This window comes from Streptomyces sp. BA2, assembly GCF_009769735.1.
Classification (GTDB): domain Bacteria; phylum Actinomycetota; class Actinomycetes; order Streptomycetales; family Streptomycetaceae; genus Streptomyces.
The window spans coordinates 3,939,487-3,963,654 of record NZ_WSRO01000002.1; the positions used below are offsets into that span (position 1 = coordinate 3,939,487).

Sequence of the window (24,168 nt, forward strand, 5' to 3'; positions counted from 1 at the left end):
CGCGCAGCAGCGCAGTCCGTCGGAGGCCCTCTCTCCCTCGGCCGGCGCCCGTACAGGCACCGCCCGACCGCCATCAGCAGCGACGTCTGGCTCGGTCACAAAGCTACACCGATTGGCCCAGCGAGCCCCAGCCCGCCTCCCCGGGGGCCGGGGCGGGCGGGCAGTCGCTTGCAGGGCCGTGGACGGGGCGACAGGCCCGGTCATTCGGGACCTTTGCGCTTTTGAACCTGCGCTCGCGTGTTGCAGGATGCCTTGAGATCGGGAACATTTGCGCGATCTTGTTTGACGAAGGTGTTAGGAGATCCACGTGACCCATCCGGCCGATCCCCCCATAGGCGGGAGCAGCGGCGAGCAGAAGAAGCTCAAGCTGCTCGCCGTGACCGCCTGTCCGACCGGTATCGCCCACACGTACATGGCGGCGGAGAAGCTCTCGCAGGCGGCGGAGAGCCTCGGCATCGACATGAAGGTGGAGACGCAGGGCTCCATCGGGGCCGAGAACGTCTTGACTGACAACGATGTCAGGGACGCCGACGGCATCATCATCGCGGCCGACAAGGACGTCGACCGCGGCCGTTTCGTGGGCAAGCGCGTGCTGTCCGTCGGGGTGTCCGAGGGCATCAGCCGCCCTGAACAGCTGATCGAGCAGGTGCAGAGCGCGCCCGTGCACGGCGGAGGCGGTGGCGGCGGGTCCGCCGAAGCGGCCGCATCCGGAGGCGGAGGCGGCAAGGAGCGGAGTCTCGCGTACAAGGCGCTGATGAACGGCGTCTCGTACATGATTCCGTTCGTCGTGGTCGGTGGTCTGCTGATCGCGATCTCGCTCGCGCTCGGCGGCGACGCGACCGCCAAGGGCTATGTGATCCCCGAGGGCACCTTCTGGGCGCACGTCAACGCCATCGGAGTCATCGGCTTCACGCTGATGGTGCCGATCCTCTCCGGCTACATCGCCTATGCGATCGGCGACCGGCCCGCGCTCGTGCCCGGCATGATCGGCGGCTGGATCGCCAACACCGGCGAGCTGTACGACTCCAAGGCGGGCGCCGGCTTCATCGGGGCCATCGTGACCGGCTTCCTCGCCGGTTATCTGGTGCTGTGGATCAAGAAGGTCAAGGTCCCGAAGTTCGCCCAGCCGATCATGCCGATCATCGTGATCCCCATCGTCGCGACGACGGCACTCGGCCTCTTCTTCATCTACGTCATCGGCAAGCCGATCTCGTGGATCTTCGAGCATCTGACCGACTGGCTCAGCGGGATGACCGGGACCAGCGCGATCCTGCTCGGCGCGATTCTCGGGCTGATGATCGCGTTCGACATGGGCGGCCCGGTCAACAAGACCGCCTTCCTGTTCGGTACGGGCCTCATCGCGACCGGCAACCAGACCGTCATGGGCATGTGCGCCGCGGCGATCCCGGTCATGCCGCTCGGTCAGGGTCTGGCCACGCTGATCAGGCGCCGTCTTTACTCCGAGCAGGAGCGCGAGACCGGCATGGCCGCACTGTTCATGGGCTTGTTCGGCATCTCGGAGGGTGCGATCCCCTTCGCGGCCGCACGGCCGGCGCAGGTCATCCCGGCGAACATGCTCGGCGGCGCCGTCGCCGGTGCGATCGCGGGTCTCGCGAGCGTGAAGGACGCGGTGCCGCACGGCGGACCGATCGTGGCGGTTCTCGGCGCCGTCGGGGGCGTACCGATGTTCTTCCTCGCCATCGCCATCGGCACCGTGGTCACGGCCATCACCACGGTCACCCTGGTCGACATCAGCGAGCGCAAGCGGCGCGGGCAGCCGGTCGTCGATGTCCCGGGCGGTCCCGAGCCGGTGCTCGCCGGTGTGGGCGCCGGAGCCGTCGCCGCAGGCGGTACAAGCACCCCGCAGAAGGCCCCCGCGCCCGCCCCCGCGGCGCCGGCCGCCCCCGAGGAGGACGAGGTCCTCTCCGGCTATCTCACCGAACAGACCGTGAAGGTCCAGCTGGACTCCGCCGACAAGGACTCCGCGATCCGCGAGATGGCGAACCTCCTTGCGTCCACCGGCAAGGTCGACGACGTCGAGGAGCTCGTGCGGACCGCGCTGCGCCGCGAGGCCCAGGGCACCACGGGGCTCGGCGAGGAGATCGCCATCCCGCACGCCAAGACCGATGCGGTGACCTCGCCGGTCGTCGGGTTCGCGCGGTCCGCCGAGGGCATCGAGTGGGGTGCGCTCGACGGTACGAAGGCCAAGCTCATCTTCATGATCTCCGTACCGGAGGCGGCCGCGGGCGACGAGCACCTGCGGATTCTCGCGCTCCTGTCGCGCAAGCTCATGGACACCGGCTTCCGGGAGCGGCTCGAGGCGGCGCCCGACGAGCGGGCGGTCCTCGAAGTACTGCGCGAGGTTCAGTAGCGGCAGCTGCCTGTACGTCGATGGGGCCCCGCACCTGCACGGTGCGGGGCCCCATCGACGTACTCGGAAGATCCGAAGGTCAGTTGCTGCCCGGCGACTTCGCCGGGTTCGTGCCCTCGGCAGCCGCCGTCTCGTCGTAGATGTCCGGCTCCAGGTAGATCACGCGGGCGATCGGGACCGCGGCTCGGATGCGCTCCTCGGCGGCGTTTATGGCGGCGGCCACCTGGGCGGCGGTTTCGTTCTGGTGGACGGCGATCTTGGCGGCGACGAGGAGCTCCTCGGGGCCGAGGTGCAGCGTGCGCATGTGGATGACGCGGGTGACCGTGTCGCCGTCGACCAGGGCCTTCTCGATCTTCTCGACCTCGTCCGTGCCCGCGGCCTCACCCAGGAGCAGGGACTTGGTCTCCGCGGCCAGGATGATCGCGATGAGGATCAGCAGGATGCCGATGCAGAGCGTGCCGATGCCGTCCCAGACGCCGTCGCCCGTCGCGAGCGCGAGGCTGACGCCGGCCAGGGCCAGGATCAGACCGACGAGCGCGCCCAGGTCCTCCAGGAGCACGACCGGCAGCTCGGGAGCCTTCGCGCGGCGGACGAACTGCGTCCACGTGAGCTTGCCGCGCGTGAGGTTCGACTCCTTGATGGCCGTACGGAAGGAGAAGGTCTCGGCGATGATCGCGAAGACCAGGACTCCGACCGGCCAGTACCAGGCCTCGATCTCGTGCGGGTGCTTGATCTTTTCGTAGCCCTCGTAGATCGCGAACATGCCGCCGACCGAGAAGAGCACGATGGAGACCAGGAAGGCGTAGATGTAGCGCTCGCGCCCGTACCCGAACGGGTGTTGCGGGGTCGCCTCGCGCTGCGCCTTCTTGCCGCCGAGGAGCAGCAGCCCCTGGTTGCCCGAGTCCGCGAGCGAGTGCACGCTCTCGGCGAGCATCGACGAGGAGCCACTGAAGAGGAACGCGACGAACTTCGCCACCGCGATCGCGAGGTTCGCGACGAGTGCCGCGACAATCGCCTTTGTTCCGCCTGACGCGCTCATGTGTGCCCGTTGTCCCTTCGACTGCGTACGTTCATCGTCCACCGCTTGCCGGACGGCGCTTTGCCCGCCCTTTGCGGTGGGTCATTGTTGCAGCACGAGGCGCTGGTGGTGAGTCAGGCCACCACAGTGGCACGGAAGAGAGTGCCGACTCCGGATACTTCGGTCTTTTCGTCCGCGGGGACGAACACGGACTGGCCGGGCGTGAGTTGCCCGGCGTCGCCCACGCGGACGGAGCCCGCCGTGCAGAGCAGGATCTGCGGGGTGGCGGCGGTGAGGTCGTGCGGGGCCGCGCCATCGGCCAGGACGAAGCGGGAGAGGCGGAACTCGTCGATCGGGGTGTCGTAGACCTCTTCGCCGTCAGAAGTGGCCTCCGGGCGCAGGACACCGGGGTCGGTGGCCTCGAAGCGGACGATGCGCAGGAGTTCGGGTACGTCGACGTGCTTGGGGGTCAGGCCGCAGCGCAGGACGTTGTCCGAGTTCGCCATGATCTCCACGCCGAGGCCGTCGAGGTAGGCGTGCGGGACTCCGGCGCCGAGGAACAGCGCCTCGCCGGGCTGCAGTCGGACGTGGTTGAGGAGCATCGCCGCGATGACGCCGGGGTCGCCGGGGTAGTGGTGCGCGATGCCCGCGTACGGGGTGTAGGCGCCGCCAAGTCGCTCGGCGGCGTCGGTGACTTCGGTGACGGTCGCCGCCATCTCCTCGGGGTCCGCGGTCAGTACGGCCGTCAGGACCTCGCGCAGGGCGCCCTCTTCGGGCTTGGCGTGCAGCAGATCGACGTACGGCTTCAAGGAGTCGACGCCGAGCCCGGCCAGCAGGTCCGCGGTCTCGACGGGGTCGCGGAAGCCGCAGAGGCCGTCGAACTCCGTGAGCGCGCAGATCAGTTCGGGCTTGTGGTTGGCGTCCTTGTAGTTGCGGTTCGGGGCGTCGATCGGGACGCCCCGGCTCTCCTCGTCCTCGTAGCCCTCCCTCGCCTGCTCCAGGTCGGGGTGCACCTGGAGGGAGAGCGGGGCGCCCGCGGCGAGGATCTTGAGGAGGAAGGGCAGGCGCGGGCCGAACTTGGCGACGGCCGCCCTGCCGAGCTCGTGCCCCGGGTCCTCGTCGATCACCTCGTCGAGCGGGCCGCGCTCGGTGCGCGATGGCGCGCCGGGGTGGGCGCCCATCCACATCTCGGCCTGCGGTTCACCGGTCGGCTCGACGCCGATGAGCTCCGCGATGGCGGTGGTGGAACCCCAGGCGTAGGGGCGGATGGTGTTGGTGAGGCGGTCCACGGAGGGGTTCTCCCTTACGTACGTACGCGATGCGCTGCGGGGTCTCTTGTCATGACCGGGCAGTGGTCATGATCGGTCCCTCGGGGCGAGCGCCAGGTAAACGGCGGCGAAATCCGTGATGGCGATCAGCTCCGCGAGGGTCTCCAGGTCGTCGCCGTCCTCAGGCTCGAGCTCGCTGATCGCGATGTCGTGGCCGTGGGCGAGCTCGCGGGCCGCGGGCGCGGCGCTGAGGCCTCCGGCGTCCACCGGGCGGTCGCGGAGCAGGACGACGCGGGCGCGCAGGTGCTGTGCGTCCTCGACGCGGTCACGGAAGAAGTCGTCGTCGTCCTCGCTCGGGGCGAGGTTGCCCGCGAGCAGGGCGCCGTGCGCGGGCAGTGACTCGGGCAGCTCGCCCGCGACCGCGGGGTGGCCTGCGAGCTCGGCGAGCGTGGCGGCGAAACGGCGGCCCGCGGGGCCCGCGAACCGGCCCTCGGTCCAGATCACCGGGAGGGCCTCGGCGAGTTCGGCGGCGAGCGTCTTGGCGGGGTTGCTGTACGTCGCGACGACGGGCCCGCAGCGTTCCGCGACGTGGTCGAGGCGGTCGGCGATCTTCTCCAGGGTCTCGGCCGGTGCGGTGATCAGGCCGGTGCGGTCCAGGAGGATGAGGAGCGGGGTGAGCAGGGCCCAGAGGGTGGCGGGGGCGGACGCGGCGGCCTCGTCGTCCAGGCGGCGCGCCTCGTACGACTCGGAGGCGCGCTCTCCGTCGTGCGGGGCTTCGTACTCCCCGTACGGCGATGTGGCCATCGCGACCGTGAGGCCGTGCGAGCCTTCGACGCCCTCGGCCAGCGGGGAGCGGGCGGGGGCGACGGCCACGACCGTGCAGCCGCGGCGGTAGGCCTGTTCCGCGAGGAGTTCGAGGCCCGGTTCCGTGCCGTCCGGGGTGGCGATGAGCAGCAGGTCCAGGGGGCCCGCCCAGCCGGGGAGCGCCCAGCGCAGGGCGCCTGCCGCGGGGGCCACGCCGGTGGGGGCGAGGCGGATCACGGGGCAGCCTCCCCCCGCGAGGGTGCCGAGCAGATCCGCCACGCAGGTGGCGGCCGTGCCGGGGCCCGCGATCAGGATGGCCCGGGGGCGGCCGTCAGGCTTGAGCTGCGTGAGCCCGGCCTCCGTGGCGTGCCGCACCGCTGTGCGGACGCGGGCGCCTGCCTCCGCTGCGCCGCGGAGGAGGCCGCGGCGGTCGGCCACGGCGAGGGCCTCGGGGGCGTCAAGGAGCGATTCGTCCAGCATTGGGGTCGGGCCTCCGATTCGCCGGGCGGCGGGGCGGGGCGCCGCCGGTCACACTTCTTGTCGTTTCGCGGGGCGCTGGCGCTGCGCCGGCCTGGGCGGCCTGGGCGGCCTGGGCAGGCTTTACGCCTGGCCTGCGGGGCCTTGCGGGCGGCCTTACGCGGGGCGGCGGGCCTCCTCTTGCGGCGGCCTTACGCGGGGCGGCGGGCCTCGTCGACGAGGAGTACGGGGATGCCGTCGCGGACGGGGTAGGCGAGGCCGCAGTCCTTCGCGGCTGCCGTGCAGACCAGCTCCGTGTCCGCCTCCTTGAGGGGGGCGTGGCAGGCCGGGCAGGCGAGGATCTCCAGGAGGCCGGCTTCGAGCGGCATGGGGTGGGTCCCTTCGAGCGGGTGGGTGCGGGATGTGGCCTGGTCAGCCTACCGCTGGCCCCTGGGCCTTGGGCGGATGTACGGCCGGGGCTTCGCCCCAGGGCCTCTGGGTGGGGCGGGCCGGGGCTTCGTCCCCACCCGGAGGCTGGACAGACCGGGGCTTCGCCCCGGATCCCCGGGTGGGGTGCCGGCCGTTGGGTATCTGCGGCCCGGTGGGCGTTTGTGCCCACCCGTTCCGCCCTGCGGAACGCCTGCCCACAAACGCGAGCCAGGGGCCTTGTGTCAGCCCCTGATGATGGCCAGGGCCTCGTCCCTCGTCCTCTTCATCGTGGCCTCGTCCCTTGCCTCCACGTTCAGGCGCAGGAGCGGTTCCGTGTTGGAGGCTCGGACGTTGAACCACCAGTCCGTGGACGTCACCGTGAGGCCGTCCAGTTCGTCGAGGGTGACGCCCTCCTGGTCGGCGTACCGCGTCTTGATCGCCGCGAGGCGGGCCGTCTGGTCGTCGACCGTGGAGTTGATCTCGCCGGAGCCCGCATAGCGGTCGTACTGCGCGACGAGGGCCGACAGCGGGCCGTCCTGGCCGCCGAGTGCCGCGAGGACGTGGAGCGCGGCCAGCATGCCCGTGTCCGCGTTCCAGAAGTCGCGGAAGTAGTAGTGCGCCGAGTGCTCGCCGCCGAAGATCGCCCCCGTCTTGGCCATCTCCTCCTTGATGAAGGAGTGGCCCACGCGGGTGCGGACCGGCGTGCCGCCGTTCTCCCGGACGACCTCGGGGACCGACCAGGAGGTGATGAGGTTGTGGATGACCGTGCCCTTGCCGCCGTTCCGGGCGAGCTCGCGCGCGGCGACCAGGGCGGTGATCCCCGAGGGGGAGACCGGGTCGCCGTTCTGGTCGACGACGAAGCAGCGGTCCGCGTCGCCGTCGAAGGCGATGCCGAGGTCGGCGCCCTCCTCGCGCACCCGCTTCTGCAGGTCCACGATGTTCTTCGGGTCGAGGGGGTTGGCCTCGTGGTTCGGGAACGTGCCGTCCAGCTCGAAGTACATCGGTACGAGCGTGAGCGGCAGGCCGTCGAAGACCGTCGGGACGGTGTGCCCGCCCATGCCGTTGCCCGCGTCGACGACGACCTTCAGGGGGCGGATGGAGGTCAGGTCCACCAGGCCGCGCAGGTGAGCCGCGTAGTCCTTGAGGGTGTCGCGCTCGGTGAGCGTGCCGGGCGTGGCCGCCGGCTCCGGGGCGCCGGTCCGCGACCAGCCCTCCACGAGAGAGCGGATCTCGGCGAGGCCGGTGTCCTGGCCGACCGGAGCGGCGCCCGCGCGGCACATCTTGATGCCGTTGTACTGCGCGGGGTTGTGCGAGGCCGTGAACATCGCGCCCGGCAGGTTCAGCGCACCCGACGCGTAGTAGAGCTGGTCCGTCGAGCAGAGGCCGATCTCCGTGACGTCGACGCCGAGCGCCGCCGCCCCGCGCGCGAAGGCGCGGGAGAGGCCGGGCGACGACGGCCGCATGTCGTGCCCGGTCACGATCGCCTCCGCGCCCGTCACCTTCGCGAAGGCCGCGCCGAACAGCTCCGCCAGCGTCTCGTCCCACTGGTCCGGGACCACCCCGCGCACGTCGTACGCCTTCACGATCTGGGACAGATCAGCAGTCACGGCCAACCCTCTCTGCAGGTTCTGCGAGTTCAGCGGTTTCCAGGAACACTCGGCGAGTGCTCGTCGGTCACCCCAAACTACCCGCAACGAATGACAACCAGCTGTGAGCCTCGAGTAGGCACCTCAGGCTCTCGTCACGGCAGCATCCAGCCCAGCACCACCGTGCTCTGCCCGACCACGATCAGGCACATCACCAGCAGCAGGCCGAGGCTCCAGGGCAGCACCTTGCGCAGCAGATCGCCCTCCTTGCCCGCGAGTCCGACCGCCGCGCACGCGATCGTCAGATTCTGCGGGGAGATCATCTTGCCGAGCACGCCGCCCGAACTGTTGGCGGCCGCGAGCAGTTCGGGCGAGAGCCCGGATTGTTGAGCCGCCGTCACCTGGAGGGCGCCGAAGAGCGCGTTGGCCGAGGTGTCCGAGCCGGAGACCGCGACGCCGAACCAGCCGAGCACCGGCGAAAGGAAGGCGAGCCCCGCGCCCGCCGCCGCCACGAAGTGGCCGATGGTGGCGGCCTGCCCGGACAGGTTCATCACGTACGCGAGGGCGAGCACGGAGGTCACGGTGAGGATCGCGAACCGCAGTTCGTGCACGGTCGCCAGCCATTCCTTGACCGCCACGCGCGCGTGCACCCCGATGACGGCGGCCGTTCCGACCCCGGCGAGCAGCACGAGCGTCCCGCCCGTCGCCACGAGCGGCAGCGAGAAGAGGTTGCCGCCCACCGGCTCACCGTCGGGAGCGGCGACGTTCAGGAAGGGCCAGTCGAAGGTCTGCGTCGCCTTGGCCAACAGGTCCTTGACCGGCGGGATTTGGGCGACCGAGAAGATGGCGACGATCAGGGCGTACGGGGCGTAGGCGCGCAGGATCTCGGGGCGCGGGTCGTCCTGGTCCAGGTCTTCGCTGCGTACGCCGGTGAGGACGGCGACGCGTACGGGCTCAGCGGCGGGTTTGCGCGCGCTGGGCACCGCCATCAGCGCGCCCGCGCCGGCCAGCGCCGCCCCGATGTCGGCGAGCTGGGCGGAGACGTAGTTGGACGCGGCGAACTGTGCGGCGGCGAAGGCGAATCCGCACACCAGGGCGGGCACCCAGGTCTCGCGCAGACCGCGCCGCCCGTCCACCAGGAAGACCAGGAGCAGCGGCACCACCAGGGCGAGCAGCGGCGTCTGGCGGCCGACGACCGTGGCGACGGTGTCGAGCGGAAGCCCGGTGACCTGCGCGAGCGTCACCACGGGGGTGCCCATGGCGCCGAAGGCGACGGGCGCTGTGTTGGCGACGAGGGCGACGATCGCGGCTTTGACGGGGTCGAAGCCGAGCGCCACCAGCATCACCGCGGAGATCGCGACGGGCGCCCCGAAGCCGGCGAGCGCCTCGAGGAGCGCGCCGAAGCAGAAGGCCACGACGAGTGCCTGGATGCGCGGGTCGTCCGAGAGCCGTCCGAAGGAGCGGCGCAGGATGTCGAAGTGCCGGGTGCGGACCGTCATCCGGTACACCCACAGGGCGTTGACGACGATCCACAGGATGGGGAAGAGCCCGAAGAGGGCGCCTTGCGCTGCGCCGGACGCTGTCTGGCCGAGCGGCATCCCGTACGCGATCCAGGCGACCAGGACGGCGACTGCGAGGCCGATGAGGCCCGCGTGGTGTGCCTTCATGCGGACGGCGCCGAGCAGGACGAGAACGGTGAGGAGGGGCAGGGTCGCGATCAGGGCGGACAGGCCGAGCGAATCGGCCACGGGCTCCAGCTGCTGGACGTACACGGGCGACTCCCCGGTTCCGTTTGCGTATTCCGCGATGCGGAACGTGATCTCTCACGGGTGGGGGAATGGTCATCTCGCCGACATGCGCACGTCAATGGGGCGTGCGGGAGAACTTGTTCAGCGATGAACGACAGGGGTCTCCGGAGAGGGGCGGTTCAGGAATCCGGAGAGGGACGGTTCAAGGAACCGCGAGCGGCGGTTCAGGAATCCGGTGAGCGCAGCACTCGCAGATGGCCGCGGCGCGCGACCTCCATCGGGTCCGCCCTGCGGGCGCCACCGCCCGCCTCCGCCGCGCGCTCCTGCGGGCGGGCCGCCTCACGCACCGCGTTGGCGAGCGCTTCGAGGTCGTCACCGCTGGGGCGGGTGGGACCGGAGGCGTCGGCGAGGCGGACGACCTCCCAGCCGCGGGGCGCGGTGAGGCGCTCGGAGTGCTCGGCGCACAGGTCGTAGCAGTGGGGTTCGGCGTACGTGGCGAGGGGGCCGAGGACCGCGGTCGAGTCGGCGTAGACGTACGTCAGCGTCGCGACGGCGGGACGGCCGCAAGCGGTGCGCGAACAGCGACGTACAGGGCTCACGATGTTGGACGGTACCGCACTCTTGAGCGGGCCGCGACGACTCTCCGCGAGGTCACCCCACCGTGTCGGCCTGTGATCCCCGCCACGGCGCGCTCCCACCGCGCCTCGCTGACCTGCGGTGACACAAGGGGCCTGGGTGACCAGTGGTGTTGAATCCGGTCACCACTTGGCGCAAATCCCGTCATTCATCGCGAGATCGACGGTCCTGGAGAGATACGGAATCGGGCCCAACCCTGGCCGGAATGGTCATCGGGCGACATGCCGCGCGCCGGACGGAAGCCGTACAGAAGCAGTACGGAAGCCCGGCGGAAGCTGTGCGGAAACGGCGATCTCGAGGACTACTCTTCGTCAGTGATGGACGACCCCGTACAGCCCCGCACCGCAGACCCGAGGCCCCGCCGCCGCGACCGCCACGGCAGGGGCATGCGCGGCCCCGTGGCGCCTCCCCAGGTGCCGCTGTCCGCCAGCCGCGCCGAGGTCTTCACCGACCTGGTGCAGGACTCCGTGGAGCGCCTCGAGCGGCGGTGGCCGCAGCTGAGCGAGATCGAATTCCTGGTCCTCGAGGTGCCCGCCCTTGGGCGGGGCGGGGGCGCCGGCGAGGACGACTGGAGCGATGACGTCGTGCCGCTGGGGGGCACGATCGAGGCTTCCGACGACCGTCCCGCCCGGGTGGTCATCTACCGGCGTCCGGTGGAGATCCGGACCAAGGGGCGGGACGAGCGCGCCGCGCTCGTCCACGAGGTGGTGGTCGAGCAGGTCGCCGAGCTCCTCGGGCTGTCGCCCGAGTCGGTGGACCCGCGGTACGGGGAAGACTCCTGAGGGCTCCCCCGCCCCGGCCTGCGGGCCTCTGAGGCCTACTTCTGCAGCACCTTCAGATCCTGTTCCGCCTCCGGCACCGACACCGTGCCCCTGTCGTCCGGCAGGGTCTGGATCGTGAACATCGGGACGCCGTCCTCCGGGTCCTCCAGCATGCGCGAGGCATGGACCTCGCCCCCCGACACCGGTTCCACCGTGAGCGCGTACGTGCCCTTGAGGCCGGTCGGGACGGGGGCCTTGACGCCCAGGGTCGTGCCGCCCTTGACGGTGTACGTCTTGCTCGTCGACGAGCCGCCCTCGCTGCCCTCCGACGCCGTGACCTTCACCTTCCCGGTCTTGCCGGGGGCCACCAGGGACAGCGTGGAGCCCTTGGCCCGGTTGTCGGCCACCGTCGCGCGCGTGCCGATCGTGTTCGTGGCGGGGATGAACGCCGTCTCCTGGTCGGCGCCCTTGCCGCGGGTGACGCGCAGGGCCGCCACCACGGGTGCCGCGTCTTCGGTCGGCGTCAGGATCAGCGAGCCCGCCTCGCCCTTGGTGACGTCGCCGAGGTCGACGGCGGTCGTCATGCCGGACTTGACGTGCAGGTTCGCGTGTCCGGCCGGGCTGATCGAGCCGCTGGGCGCGGCCAGTTGGACCTTCAGGTCGGCGTCGTCTGCGCCGGGCGCGAAGGCGACCAGGCGTACGGACGTGGCGTCCTTGGGGATGCCGGGCAGGACCACGCGGCTCGCGGGGTCGGCCGACGCGGGCAGCCAGTCGCCGCCGAGCTTGTCGTCCGATGACTGCACGGCGGCAGCGACCCGGCCGCTGCGCGCGGTCACGTGCATCGTGAGGTTGGTCTGCTCCTTGGGCGAGAGCGTGGACAGCAGGACCGGGACGCTGGAGTGCGGCTGGACCTGGATCGCCTCCCCCACCTCGGTCTTGAGTGCGCCGTCCTTGCCGTACAGCTCGACGTCGACGACGGCCGCAGAGTCGTCCGGGTTGGTCAGGTGGACGTAGTCGCTGCGGTCCTTGGCGGTGCTCGCGCCCGGGAACCAGAAGTCCGTGTCGGGCGCGGTGCAGTTGGCGCCCTGGATGCCGCGCCCGCTGCCCACGGCGTACTTGGTGGTCTGCTGGACGGTCCAGCCGGGGGCCAGCTTGCCGTCGGCGGTGCCGAGGAGCGCGGGTGACTCCCCTCCGGACTCCTCGCCGGTGACGGGCTTGCCCGGTGTCTTCGAGGCCAGGAAGGGCTTGTCGTCCTTCTTCTTTTCCCTGGGGGCGTCCTCCGGTGTGACCTTCAACGCCCTGGTGGCAGGCAGCAGTTCCGCCTTGCCCGTCGCGCCTGAGGCCTCGCCCTTGGGCGTGAATGCCGTGTACGAGGTCTCGGCGAGGTCGGAGGCGCTGGGCACCGGGCAGAGCAGGCTGGTGCGCTCGACGGGCAGCCGCGCGGCCGCCTTCGCGCCGTCGTCGCCGCTGCCGTCGGGCGTGTTGGCCACGGCGAACCCGGTGACGGCGGCGAGCGCGGCCGCGGCGGCGATCAGGGACTGGGTCGTGCGGTTCACTGCTGGCTCCCGTCGGGGCGCTCACTGTCGGGGCTGTGCGGCGGCTGCGGGGGCTGGGGCGGCATGGGGGGCTGCTGCCCGTACGTGGCGTCGTACGACTGCCCGTACTGCTCGCCGCCGCCCTGTGCTCCTCCGTAGGCGTACGGGTCGTACTGGCCGCCCTGGTAGGGGTCCTGATACGCGGTCTGGTCGTAGGAGCCCGCCCCGTACTGCGCGTCCTGGTACTGCTGCTCGCCCTGATGGGTGCCGTACTCGGCGCCCTGGTGGGCGGGGGCTTCCCACTCGCCGTACGACTGCGACTGCTGCTGGGGCACCGCCACGTACGCCCCTTCCTCCTCCGGAGGAGGAGGCGGAGTGCCGGCGTCGTCCTGCCCGGCGCCTGCCTGCGCGGCCTCCTGCTCGGCCTGCGCGGCCCGCAGCCTGCGGGCCCTGCGGCCCTCGCCCTCGACGGGCTGCGCGGGGATGACGGGCTCGTCGGGGAGGTCGTCGTCCACGTCACGGCGGCGTCCGGGCAGGGCCATGACCACCAGGACCACGGCGAGCGCGCCCTGGGCCCACAGCCATCCCGTGTGGCTCGCGGGCGCGTCGTAGGTGACGTCCAGGCGGCCGCCCGACGCGGGCAGGTCGAAGCCCTGCGCCCAGCCGTCCAGCGTGGTCCTGGTCAGCGGGCGGCCGTCCAGGGTCGCCGTCCAGCCCTCGTCGGCGGCGTCGGCGAGCCGCAGGGTGCGGCCCTCGCCGCCCGCCGGGATGTTCGTGTGCAGCTCCACGGGGCCCGCGGCGACCGGCAGGGGGTCGCCGGACTCGGGCACGATCGCGGCGCGCGCGACCTGCCGGTCCACGCGCCACAGGGCGCTGCCGTCCTCCTGGCTGAGCCGGGTGAGGCCGGGGGTGGAGTCCAGGGTGCGGCTCATCTGGCGGGGCGCGCCGTCGCGTACGAGGACGTAGCGCACGGCGAAGCCACCGAGCTGGTCGGCCTGGTCGGCGCCGGAGCCCGCGAGGAGCCGGGCCACGATCTTGTCGAGGCTCTTGTTCGAGCCGCCCGCGTCGGCGAGCTCGGCGTCACCGAGCCGGGCGCCCGATCCGCGGACGAGCGTGTACGACACCTGAGCGGCCGACTCGCTGTCCAGGACGAGCGTGCGTGCCTGGTCCTGCGTGCCGCTCTCCTCGGCGACGAACGCGGGCACCTGCACCGGGTCACGCCGCTCCAGGGGACCGTCGGCGCCGCGGATCATCCATCCGGCGGCGACGAGCAGCGGCCCGGCGGCCGCCGCGAAGGCGATGAGGACGGCGACCGGCTGGCGCCAGCCGAAGCTCTGCTCGGCGACACGCGTGCGTGCCCCGTCGGCACCGAGCGCGGCGGCGGCCAGGAGCGCGATGCCGTAGCCGAGGGTGGCGGGGCCAGCCCATGCCGAGCCGTTCGAGAGCGCGGCGAAGACCAGCGAGACGAGAGCGACGATCCAGGCGGTGCGGACGGCGAGCTGCCGCTCGGTGCGGAGCAGCGCGGCCAGTGCGGCGAGCACGATGCCGCTGAGCAGCAGCCCGTCCACGGTCCCGGGGCCGCCGGGGCTGCCCCCGAGCAGGTCGAGCCCGGTCGCGGATCCGGTGCCGAACTCAAGGCCCGCCTCACCGAAGAAGCCGAAGGGCAGCAGCGAGAGCGACCAGGGCGCGAGGATCAGGAGCGGGGTGCCGAGCGCGGCGAGGAAGCGAAGGCCGTACGCCATGATGTCGCCCCTGCGCACCACGAGGAGCGCGAGGCCGAGCACCAGGGCGATGGGCCACACGATCGGCGTGAAGGCGGTGGTGATCGTCAGGAGCAGGGCGAACGCCCAGCTGGCGCGCCAGCTCCCGCGCGTGCCCTCCGGCAGGGTGAGGCCGCTCGCCGCGATGCCCGCGCGTGCCATGAGCGGCAGCAGGATCGCGAGGACGGCGGTGCCGATGCGCCCGCCCGCGAGCGCGCCCGTGGCGGCCGGCAGGAAGGCGTACGCGACCGAGGCCCAGGCACGCAGGAGGCGCGACTCGACCAGTGGCCGTGAGGCGAAGTAGGCGGCGAAGCCGGCCAGTGGCACCGAACCGACGAGGAGCACCGTGACCGCGAGGCCGGTGGACCCGAACAGCAGGCTGCTGAGCCCCGCGACGAGCGCGAGGTAGGGCGGCGCCGACTGCGTGCCGCCGGTACCGATCGGGTGCCAGGCGTCGAGATAGCGCGCCCAGAGGCCAGAGGAGTCGCCGGGGGCGGGCAGCAGCGCGCCGCCCGCGAGCGCACCGCTGCCGAGGAGTTCGCGGCAGGCGATGAGCGAGGCGAAGAGCAGCACTACGAAGAGCATCGGCCCCGGCTTGCGGGCCAGGCGCTTCAGCCGTGCGAACTGCTCGACCTGGAGGAAGTCCGCGTCGTCTCCGCCGGGGCCGGACTCGACGGCTCCGTGCCGCCCCGCGCCGGTGACGGCCTCGGGGTCGGAGCGGCCGACGACGCTGCCGGCGACCTGTTCGACGGTGGCGCGCACGGTGGCACCCGGCGGCGGGAAGAGCGGCCGCATCTCGGCGGCTTCGAGCGCCGGCTTGCCGCGCTGCTTGCGGGCGCTGACGATCCGTCCGGGCCGCAGCAGCGTGCCGAGGAGACCGGCGACCTCGTCGACCGCCTGGCCCGGGACCTTGCCGACCAGATACGCGACCGTGCGCAGGAGGGTGCCGAAGACGAGGCGGAAGAGCACCCAGGGCAGCACGGCCGTACGGGCGTTGACGAGCAGGGTGTAGGCGGCGCCCGCCTTGTCCACGCGGTGCGGCGACGTCGACGTACGCCCGACGCAGTCGACGGTGCGGCGCTCGCGCGAGGAGGCCTCGGCGTGCCGCACGACGGCTTCGGGGGCGATGAGGACGCGGTGGCCCGCGTTCTGGGCGCGCCAGCACAGGTCGACGTCGTCCCGCATGAGCGGAAGGCGCCGGTCGAACCCGCCGAGTTCGTCGAAGACGTCACGCCGGATCAGCATGCCCGCGGTGGAGACCGAGAGGACGGGCCGTACGTGGTCGTACTGGCCCTGGTCCTGTTCGCGACGGTCGATACCGGTCCAGCGGCGGCCGCTGTTGGCGATGGAGACGCCGACCTCCAGGAGCTGGCGGCGGTCGTACCAGCCGCGCAGCTTGGGGCCGACGATCGCGACGTCCTTGCCGACCTCGCGTTCGTTCTCCACGACGCGGAGCAGTTCGGCGAGGGCGCCGGGCTCGGGCGCGCAGTCGTCGTGCAGCAGCCAGAGCCACTGTTCGGGCTCGCCGTGGGGCAGTTCGGGGAGGTCGTAGGCGTCGTCGCGCCAGGTCCTGCTGACCGGGTCCCAGCCGCTGGGGCGTTTCAGATACGGCAGCTCTTCCGGGGTCAGCACGCCGGCGGTGCGGTTCGCCTCGTCCACGGCGGTGCCGAAGCCGGAGCGCCGGGCCAGGTGCAGGACGCGGTCGGGGCCGAGTGCCTCGGTGACCAGGCGGGCGGAGTCGTCCGCGCTGCCGGTGTCCGCGGCCACGGCGTTCTGCACCGGGCGCTCCTGGCCGAGCAGGCCGGCGAGGGCGTCGGGCAGCCAGCGGGCGCCGTCGTGGGAGACGATCACGGCGGTGACGACGTGCCGCGGGAACTCAGGGGCGGCAGCGGCGTCGTGGTGACTGGCTGCCGAATGGCTGTGCACGGACATCGAGGTACGGGCCCCGGTTCGATGGACTGCGGTGGACGCCTGCGCTTCATGGGGGCGCCGGGGCGTCTCGGACGGGGCCCCACACTAACGGCTGGCATCACAACAGCCCGCCGCCTGTGGATAACCCACGGGCGACGGGCTGTTCCTTACGTAGGGGTGTGTGGCGTTTGGTCGGGCGAACCAGCTGGTGTTCAGACGGCGGCCTTCTTCAGTCGGCGGCGTTCCCGCTCCGAAAGACCGCCCCAGATACCGAACCGCTCGTCGTTCGCCAGTGCGTACTCAAGGCATTCCGAGCGAACCTCACAGGCGAGGCAGACCTTCTTGGCCTCTCGCGTGGAGCCGCCCTTCTCGGGGAAGAAGGACTCGGGGTCGGTCTGGGCGCACAGGGCGCGCTCCTGCCAGCCGAGTTCCTCGTCCGCGTCCTCGACCAGCAGTTCCTGAACCAGCTCGGTCATGTGCGCCCCTCGTCTGTCTGTGCGTCCCCGTCGTGCTTGCCGTTACCGATTTCGGCTGAACGACACGAGTGAAATTACAAGTGTGCCGATCCGGGCCAGTCAAGCCGAGATCTGCTATTGGGTCCCTTATTCACCCTGCGGAACCAAGGTAATGCGGAAAGTGTTCAAATCGGCATAAACCCTGACACTCGCCAGTGACCCATCCCGAGGCGCCCCGCGGCCGCCCTCATCAGGGAAGGACGTCGCGGAGATCGATCCCGTTGCGACCGGTCCACCGAAGCGAAGGGGATCACATTCGGGTCACGGGAGCACGCCGGGGTTTACGCGCCGGTTGATGCGCCATGTGTCCGGTGCGCCCGGTGCACAAACCTTTCACCGCGGAGAACAACCGGATGAGGTGAAACATATCTCGCATAGCGGACATAGAGTTGACAGGGAAGGTGTGAGCCGCTGTTCTAGTGGGCATGCTCGCAAACTTGGCACTCTCGACGACCCGCACCAGCGGGCTCCTCGGTGCTGTCCACGCGCGCTGTCGCTGTTCCTGCTCCAGCTGTTGAGCGAACCCGCTTCCAGCTGTTGAGCCCGCTCCGGCACTTCATCGCCCGAGCCGCTTCACCCTCCCTCGCGACACCCCAGCACTCACGTTGAGGAACCACCGCACCATGAACAGCGACAGCGACCTCCAGATCGCCGGCGACATCCTCGAAGTCACGCACCTCCTGCAGCCCGCCCGCGAGCACCCGGCCACCGTGGCCGAGTTCGTCGGCCTGGCCCGCACCATCGCGGCCGACCGCGCGCAGTGGGCCCACCTCGTCGAGTACGACGCGACGAGCCGGTGGTACCACCGCCTGCGCACCGGGCCCGGATACGAGGTGTGGCTGCTCTCCTGGGTGCCCGGACAGGGCAGCGGGACGCACGACCACGGCCGCTCCTCCGGCGTACTGACCGTCCTGGAGGGCGAACTGACGGAGCGTACGGAGCGCGGGGAGCGCGCGCTCGGCGCCGGGGCCCAGCGCGTGTTCGCGCCCGGGTACGTCCACGACGTCGTCAACGACGCCCTGGAACCGGCCGTCAGCCTGCACATCTACTACCCCGGCCTGACCGAGATGCCGATGCACGCGGCGCAGTGCGGCCTGCGGGCCACCGTTCCGGCGGCCGGAGATGTCGTAACCGCCTGACGCGTTGTCGTACCTGCCTGACATGCTTGGCCCCATGCGCATTGTGGTCCTGGCCGGCGGTATCGGCGGCGCCCGTTTCCTCCGCGGGCTCAAGAAAGCCGCGCCTGACGCGGACATCACCGTCATCGGCAACACCGGTGACGACATCCACCTGTTCGGGCTCAAGGTCTGCCCCGACCTCGACACCGTGATGTACACACTCGGCGGCGGCATCAACGAAGAGCAGGGCTGGGGACGTACGGACGAGACGTTCAAGGTCAAGGAAGAACTCGCGGCGTACGGCGTCGGGCCCGAGTGGTTCGGGCTCGGCGACCGGGACTTCGCCACGCACATCGTGCGGACGCAGATGCTGACCGCCGGATTCCCGCTCAGCGCGGTGACGGAAGCGCTGTGCGAGCGCTGGCAGCCGGGCGTGCGGCTCATCCCGATGTCGGACGACCGCGTCGAGACGCATGTCGCCGTCACGGTCGACGGTGAGCAGAAAGCCGTGCACTTCCAGGAGTACTGGGTGCGGCTGCGGGCGTCCGTGGACGCGCACGCCGTCGTGCCGGTCGGCGCGGACCAGGCCAAGCCCGCGCCCGGCGTCCTGGAGGCGATCGCTGATGCGGACGTCGTGCTCTTCCCGCCGTCCAACCCCGTGGTGAGCGTCGGGACGATCCTCGCCGTGCCGGGGATCCGCGAGGCCATCGCCGACGCGGGCGTGCCCGTCGTCGGGCTCTCCCCCATCGTCGGGGACGCGCCCGTGCGGGGCATGGCCGACAAGGTGCTCGCCGCGGTGGGCGTGGAGTCGACGGCCGCCGCGGTCGCCGAGCACTACGGAAGCGGGCTGCTCGACGGATGGCTCGTCGACACCGTGGACGCCGGGGTCGTGGAGGGGGTCGAGTCGGCGGGGATCCGGTGCCGGGCGATTCCGCTGATGATGAGCGACATCGACGCGACCGCCGAGATGGCGCGTGCGGCGCTCGCTCTCGCGGAGGAGGTGCGGGCGTGAGCTCTTCCGGGGAAGGTCCTTCGCCGTCGTTCCGTGTCTGGGCCGTGCCCGGACTGCCCGAGGTGCGGCAGGGCGACGACCTCGCGAAGCTGATCGCGGCGGCGGAGCCGGGGCTCGCCGACGGGGACGTACTCCTCGTCACCTCGAAGATCGTCAGCAAGGCCGAGGGGCGGATCGTCGAGGCGAGCGACCGCGAAGCGGCCATCGACGCGGAGAGCGTGCGGGTCGTGGCGCGGCGCGGGACCCTCCGCATCGTCGAGAACCGGCAGGGCCTTGTGATGGCCGCCGCCGGTGTCGACGCATCCAACACGCCTGCCGGGACCGTGCTGTTGCTGCCCGAGGACGCCGACGCCTCGGCGCGTGCGATCCGGGACGGGCTGCGGGACGCGCTGGGCGTGGACGTCGGCATCGTGATCACGGACACCTTCGGGCGGCCCTGGCGCAACGGCCTGACGGACGTCGCCATCGGGGCGGCGGGCGTGCGGGTCCTCGACGATCTGCGGGGCGGCGTCGACGCGTACGGCAATCCGCTGAGCGCGACGGTCGTCGCCACCGCGGACGAGCTGGCCGCCGCGGGCGATCTGGTCAAGGGGAAGGCCGGAGGGCTGCCTGTCGCGGTGGTCCGAGGTCTTTCGCACGTCGTCGGGGGGAGCGGTGGGCCGGGTGAAGGGGCCCGGGTCATGGTGCGCGACTCCCGTGACGACATGTTCCGGCTCGGGACGTCCGAGGCCGTGCGGGAAGCGGTGACGCAGCGGCGGACCGTGCGGGAGTTCACGGACGAACCGGTGGACCCCGGGGCGGTGCGGCGGGCCGTGGCGGCCGCGGTGACCGCGCCCGCGCCGCATCACACGACGCCGTGGCGGTTCGTCCTGCTCGAGTCCGAGGACGCGCGGGTGCGGCTGCTCGACGCGATGCGGGACGCGTGGGTCGCGGACCTTGAGCGGGACGGGAAGTCTTCGGAGTCCATCGCCAAGCGGGTCCGTCGGGGGGATGTGCTGCGCAGGGCGCCCTACTTGGTGGTGCCTTGTCTGGTGATGGACGGCTCCCATACGTATGGGGATGCCCGGCGGGACGCGGCCGAGCGGGAGATGTTCGTGGTCGCGGCCGGGGCCGGGGTGCAGAACTTCCTCGTCGCGCTGGCCGGGGAGCGCCTTGGGTCCGCGTGGGTCTCCTCGACTATGTTCTGCCGGGATGTCGTACGGGGCGTTCTCGGGCTTCCGGGGTCGTGGGATCCGATGGGGGCGGTGGCTGTGGGGCATGCGGCGGTTGAGCCTGCGGCTCGGGCTGGGCGGGATGCGGGGGACTTCGTCCGGGTCCTGTGATGTGGCTCGCCCTGGCGTTGGGCCGGGGCGGCTGCCGGGCTGTTTTCGACTGCGGGGCTGCGGGGGCTTGTCGCGCAGTTCCCCGCGCCCCTTGCGGGGCCCCTCGCCGTTCCCCGCAGCCCCTTAGATCTTGGCTATGTCGAACTTTGGCATGCCCGGCTTTCTGCGCGACGGTGTGTGGCCGCTCAGGAGGATCAGGCGGGCCGCCCTGTGGCGTTGGCCCGCGTAGGGCTCCAGGAGCCGCAGCATCTCCTCGTCGTCCGCCGTGCGGTCGCCGGCCAGCGCGTAGCCGACGATGCCCGGCAGGTGGAGGTCGCCCACCGTGACCGCGTCCGGGGCGCCGTTGCTGCGCTGGATCGTCTCCGCCGACGTCCACGGGCCGATGCCCGGGATCAGTTCCAGGCGGGCCTGGGCCTTGAGGGGCTCCATCCCCGCCGCCTCCTCCAGGCGCGCTGCCACGCGTGCCGCTCGCAGGATCGTCGACGCGCGCTTGTTGTCCACGCCTGCCTTGTGCCACTCCCAGGACGGGATCAGGGTCCAGGTCCTCGGGTCCGGCATGACGTGCATGCGGAGCTGGGCGGGGACCGGCCCTGGGGCCGGTTCGCCGTACTTGCGGACCAGGAGGCGCCATGCGCGGTACGCCTCGTCCGTCGTGACCTTCTGTTCCAGGATCGACGGGATCAGGGACTCCAGGACCAGTCCCGTGCGGATCAGGCGGAGGCCGGGTCTGCGGTGCGCTGTCGCCGCGAGGAGGCGGTGGCGGGGGGTGAAGTCCTCCGGGGCGTCCGACTCGCCAAGCAGCTGCGGGAGTTGATCCAGGAGCCAGGTCGCGCCCTGGCCCCACGCCTCGGCCTCCACGGTGTCGCCGCGCAGGGCCACCCTGAGCGTGCCGGGGCCCTGCGGGGTGCGGCTTGCCCGCCAGGCCTCGCCGGCCGGCGTCGTACGGAACGTGGGGTCCGCGGGGCCCCTGCGCAGGGGGCCTGTCGTCAGGCCCAGGTTCAGGGGATAGGGCGGGGTCCAGGTGCGGGTCTGGCCTGCCGTGGCCTGGCGGGGTATGCCCTGGCTCGCAGCCTGGGGGATCGCCGTTTCGCCGCCGCGCACTGTGGTGCGGGTGGGGGTGGAGCGGGGGGCGAAACGGGATGACATCTGTATGAGGGTAGGGGCTTTTATTTCCCCAACCCCGCCCCTTCCCGAAAACCCGCTGCGCGGGGGCCTTGCGTGCCGTCGATCACCGGCTCCGCCGAGTTCGTCCTCAAACGCCGGACCGGCTGACAATCACTGGTCCGACGAGAACCGCACCGCCCCCGCCGGCAGTCCCGCCCCGCACCACACCCGTACCCCGTCCCGGAGCTCGTTGTCGGCGCCGACGTCCGCGCCGTCGCCGATCACCGCGCCCGCGAGGATCGTGCGTGCGCCCACCCTCGCGCCCGCGCCGATCAGCGAGTCCGTGATGACCGCGTTCGGTTCGATGACCGCGCCCGCGAGGACCGTGCTGCCGTCCACCCGTGCGCCCTCGCCGACCACCGCGTGCTCGCCGACCACCGTGCCGCCGGTGAGCTTCGCGTCCGGGGCGACCATGGCGGTCCGCAGGACCAGGCTGTCGCCGCAGCGGCCGGGGACAGCGGGGGACGGGGCGCGGCCCAGGACCAGGTCCGCCGAGCCGCGTACGAAGGCCTGGGGCGTGCCCAGGTCCAGCCAGTACGTCGAGTCGACCATGCCCTGGAGGTGGGCTCCGGAGGCCAGGAGGTCGGGGAACGTCTCGCGTTCGACCGAGACCGGGCGGCCTGTCGGGATCGTGTCGATGACCGAGCGGCGGAACACGTACGCGCCCGCGTTGATCTGGTCGGTGACGATCTCCTCGGGGGTCTGCGGCTTCTCCAGGAAGGCCTGCACCCTGCCCGTCGCGTCGGTCGGCACGAGGCCGTACGCGCGGGGGTCGTCGACCTTCGTGAGGTGCAGGGAGACGTCCGCTCCCGACTCCTCGTGCGTCGTGACCAGGGCGCGGATGTCCAGGCCCGTGAGGATGTCGCCGTTGAAGATCAGGACCGGCTCGTCGGGTCCTGAGCTCAGGCGCGATGCCACGTTGCGGATCGCGCCGCCCGTGCCGAGGGGCTCGGTCTCCGTGACGTACTCGATGTGGAGGCCGAGCGCCGAGCCGTCCCCGAAGTACGGCTCGAAGACCTCGGCGAGGTAGGAGGTCGCCAGGACGATGTGCTCCACGCCTGCCGCGCGGGCCCGCGCCAGCTGGTGGGTGAGGAACGGGACGCCCGCCGCCGGAACCATCGGCTTGGGGGTGTGCACCGTGAGCGGACGGAGCCGGGTGCCCTTGCCGCCGACCAGGAGGATCGCTTCTGTCACCTGTCGTCTCTGCTTCCTGCTGGGGCCGGCCGAACTTGAGTCGCGGCCGGCCAGTGTATGCAGATGGCTTTGCAGGTCGTGCAGTGCGCTGTGCGGGTCGTGCGGTGTGCTTCGTGGTAGGGGTCCGGCCTCAGCGGCCCTGGTAGCGGGCCGACGCGGACCGGGCGCTGCCCAGCTTCTTGTAGAGGCGGATGCCGGGGCATTCCGTGGCGAATCCGTCGCGGTGCCCGGAGATCACATTGAGCCGGACGTTGCTGCCTTTCTTGTACAGATTCCCTCCCGCGGACTTCAGGTATGTCTTTCCACGCGGATTCGCGCCGTACAGGCCGAGCTTCCAGGCGGTCAGCCGGGCGACGGCGTTCACGGCGGCCGCAGGCGGGCTCGATGACCCGAAGCTGCCGAGGACGGCGATGCCCATGCTGTTGCTGTTGAAACCGAGAGTGTGGGCCCCGAGGACGGGCTTGGCCACACCTCCGGCACGTCCTTCGTAGATGTTTCCGCACTTGTCGACCGCGAAGTTGTAGCCGAAGTCACGCCAGCCGCTGCTCTTGACGTGGTAGCGGTAGATGCTGCGCAGGACGGAGCCCGCCTGTGAGCAGCGGTAGTTGTTGCCGGACGCGCTGTGGTGCACGAAGGCGGCCTTCACGGTCTTCGAGTACCCGAACTGCCTCTCACGCAGCTTCTCGTTCGCACCCCAGCCCTTGCGCGTGATGATGCGCGGCCGGGGTCCCACGTAGGGCCTGGCCTTCCCCGCGGCGTCCTCCGGGCCGCCGCGCGCGGCGATGAGGTCGGACTCCGTCTCCTTCTTGCTGAGCGCGGGGATGACGGAGGCGCCGAGCGGGGCGAGGTCCGCGTTGACCGCGGAGGACGCGGCGGTCTCGGCGGTCAGGACCGGGGAGCGGGGGCCTTCGGGTGAGGGGCCCTGCGGGGGCGGCTCGGCTCCGGGGTCGACGAGTTCGAGACGCAGGCCGGCCGGGAGGGCATGCTCCGCGGAGGGCTGTGTGCCGCCGCGGTGCTCTCCGCGATGCCGCGCCGCCTCGCCCCGTACACGGATCTCGACCCCGTCCGAGTCGCCGACCCACAGCGGTGCCGTGGAGCCGCGGACCTTGCCCGAGGCTCGCTCCGGGTCGTCCGGGTCGGCGGCGTGCTCGTGGTTGTGCGTCTCCACGGGCTGCCAGCCGGACCAGTTGCCGGTGCCGCTCGCACGGGTGCGGACCTGGACGCTGCCGTGCAGTTCGTCGTCCGGGTCGTCCCAGATGACGCCTACCAGGGAGAAGGGCCTGACCTCGCGCTGGAGCAGGCCCTGGTCGGTGGCCTCGCCGCCTGCCGAGCGGTCGGAGCCGAGTGGGGTGAGCGGGAGTGACTGGGTGCTGCCTGGGACGGATTCCGCGGATCGCCCCACGGGCGACTCCGCGGCCGGGGTCGCGGCGCGGGCGCCGGGCGACGGCAGGGTGAGGGGAAGGGCCAGGGCGGCCGCGCACGTGACGCCGATCGAGGAAGCTAGAAATCCACGCATACGTCTGATAGTTGGCATAGGTGGACAATTCTGTCCATTGGGGA

General features: G+C 71.6%; 18 protein-coding genes. 5 read left to right on the forward strand and 13 right to left on the reverse strand.

From position 1 onward, the window contains the following. Window positions 1-307 precede the first annotated feature (307 nt). On the forward strand, window positions 308-2,371 hold the full coding sequence (locus E5671_RS20325; RefSeq protein WP_160505386.1) for a fructose-specific PTS transporter subunit EIIC: 2,064 nt from the start codon (window positions 308-310) through the stop codon (window positions 2,369-2,371). 79 nt (window positions 2,372-2,450) lie between these two features. On the opposite strand, the gene E5671_RS20330 is transcribed toward E5671_RS20325, so the two are convergent. The 7 genes from E5671_RS20330 to E5671_RS20360 form a co-directional block, all read right to left on the reverse strand. Beyond that, window positions 2,451-3,410 (reverse strand): cation diffusion facilitator family transporter, encoded by a 960-nt coding sequence (locus E5671_RS20330; RefSeq protein ID WP_160505387.1) that lies wholly within the window; start codon window positions 3,408-3,410, stop codon window positions 2,451-2,453. A 113-nt stretch (window positions 3,411-3,523) separates the two neighbouring features. After that, window positions 3,524-4,678: a mannose-6-phosphate isomerase, class I gene (gene manA / locus E5671_RS20335; RefSeq protein WP_160505388.1), complete on the reverse strand. Its 1,155-nt coding sequence runs from the start codon at window positions 4,676-4,678 to the stop codon at window positions 3,524-3,526. Window positions 4,679-4,744: 66 nt separating this feature from the next. Continuing rightward, on the reverse strand, window positions 4,745-5,941 hold the full coding sequence (locus tag E5671_RS20340) for an SIS domain-containing protein (protein WP_160505389.1): 1,197 nt from the start codon (window positions 5,939-5,941) through the stop codon (window positions 4,745-4,747). A gap of 188 nt (window positions 5,942-6,129) precedes the next feature. Further along, complete coding sequence (locus E5671_RS20345) at window positions 6,130-6,306, reverse strand: Trm112 family protein (RefSeq protein WP_160505390.1); 177 nt, start codon at window positions 6,304-6,306, stop codon at window positions 6,130-6,132. Between the two features lie 282 nt (window positions 6,307-6,588). Continuing rightward, window positions 6,589-7,953 (reverse strand): phosphomannomutase/phosphoglucomutase, encoded by a 1,365-nt coding sequence (locus E5671_RS20350; RefSeq protein WP_160505391.1) that lies wholly within the window; start codon window positions 7,951-7,953, stop codon window positions 6,589-6,591. A gap of 134 nt (window positions 7,954-8,087) precedes the next feature. Further along, complete coding sequence (locus tag E5671_RS20355; RefSeq protein ID WP_160505392.1) at window positions 8,088-9,704, reverse strand: lactate permease LctP family transporter; 1,617 nt, start codon at window positions 9,702-9,704, stop codon at window positions 8,088-8,090. 200 nt (window positions 9,705-9,904) lie between these two features. Continuing rightward, window positions 9,905-10,279 (reverse strand): DUF3499 domain-containing protein, encoded by a 375-nt coding sequence (locus E5671_RS20360; protein WP_336605798.1) that lies wholly within the window; start codon window positions 10,277-10,279, stop codon window positions 9,905-9,907. Window positions 10,280-10,633: 354 nt separating this feature from the next. Here E5671_RS20360 and E5671_RS20365 point away from each other — a divergent pair, with 354 nt between their 5' ends. Next, window positions 10,634-11,098 carry a metallopeptidase family protein gene (locus tag E5671_RS20365; protein ID WP_160510303.1) on the forward strand — a complete coding sequence of 155 codons (465 nt, stop codon included), beginning with the start codon at window positions 10,634-10,636 and terminating at the stop codon, window positions 11,096-11,098. A 35-nt stretch (window positions 11,099-11,133) separates the two neighbouring features. On the opposite strand, the gene E5671_RS20370 is transcribed toward E5671_RS20365, so the two are convergent. The 3 genes from E5671_RS20370 to E5671_RS20380 all read right to left on the reverse strand — a co-directional run bounded on the left by E5671_RS20370 (window position 11,134) and on the right by E5671_RS20380 (window position 16,759). Beyond that, window positions 11,134-12,633 (reverse strand): DUF5719 family protein, encoded by a 1,500-nt coding sequence (locus E5671_RS20370; protein WP_160505394.1) that lies wholly within the window; start codon window positions 12,631-12,633, stop codon window positions 11,134-11,136. Further along, a complete protein-coding gene (locus E5671_RS20375) occupies window positions 12,630-16,304 on the reverse strand; it encodes a glycosyltransferase family 2 protein (protein WP_160505395.1) in 3,675 nt (1,224 codons plus the stop codon). The genes E5671_RS20370 and E5671_RS20375 overlap by 4 nt, the downstream gene beginning before the upstream one ends. A 191-nt stretch (window positions 16,305-16,495) precedes the next feature. Beyond that, complete coding sequence (locus E5671_RS20380; RefSeq protein ID WP_016642094.1) at window positions 16,496-16,759, reverse strand: WhiB family transcriptional regulator; 264 nt, start codon at window positions 16,757-16,759, stop codon at window positions 16,496-16,498. A gap of 662 nt (window positions 16,760-17,421) precedes the next feature. Between E5671_RS20380 and E5671_RS20390 the strand changes: the two genes are divergently transcribed. From E5671_RS20390 to E5671_RS20400, 3 genes are read left to right on the forward strand one after another with little or no spacing between them, the layout of a single operon-like run. After that, a complete protein-coding gene (locus E5671_RS20390) occupies window positions 17,422-17,937 on the forward strand; it encodes a cysteine dioxygenase (protein ID WP_160505397.1) in 516 nt (171 codons plus the stop codon). A gap of 34 nt (window positions 17,938-17,971) precedes the next feature. Continuing rightward, window positions 17,972-18,928, forward strand: coding sequence for a 2-phospho-L-lactate transferase (cofD, locus tag E5671_RS20395; protein ID WP_160505398.1), 957 nt, complete (start codon window positions 17,972-17,974; stop codon window positions 18,926-18,928). Next, on the forward strand, window positions 18,925-20,250 hold the full coding sequence (locus tag E5671_RS20400; protein WP_160505399.1) for a coenzyme F420-0:L-glutamate ligase: 1,326 nt from the start codon (window positions 18,925-18,927) through the stop codon (window positions 20,248-20,250). The genes cofD and E5671_RS20400 overlap by 4 nt, the downstream gene beginning before the upstream one ends. 123 nt (window positions 20,251-20,373) lie before the next feature. On the opposite strand, the gene E5671_RS20405 is transcribed toward E5671_RS20400, so the two are convergent. The 3 genes from E5671_RS20405 to E5671_RS20415 form a co-directional block, all read right to left on the reverse strand. Beyond that, a complete protein-coding gene (locus E5671_RS20405) occupies window positions 20,374-21,396 on the reverse strand; it encodes a DNA-3-methyladenine glycosylase family protein (RefSeq protein ID WP_160505400.1) in 1,023 nt (340 codons plus the stop codon). 129 nt (window positions 21,397-21,525) lie between these two features. Further along, on the reverse strand, window positions 21,526-22,608 hold the full coding sequence (locus E5671_RS20410) for a sugar phosphate nucleotidyltransferase (protein ID WP_160505401.1): 1,083 nt from the start codon (window positions 22,606-22,608) through the stop codon (window positions 21,526-21,528). Window positions 22,609-22,738: 130 nt separating this feature from the next. After that, window positions 22,739-24,124, reverse strand: a complete 1,386-nt coding sequence (locus E5671_RS20415) for a peptidoglycan recognition protein family protein (protein ID WP_237330202.1) — start codon at window positions 24,122-24,124, stop codon at window positions 22,739-22,741. Between the last annotated feature and the right edge of the window lie 44 nt (window positions 24,125-24,168).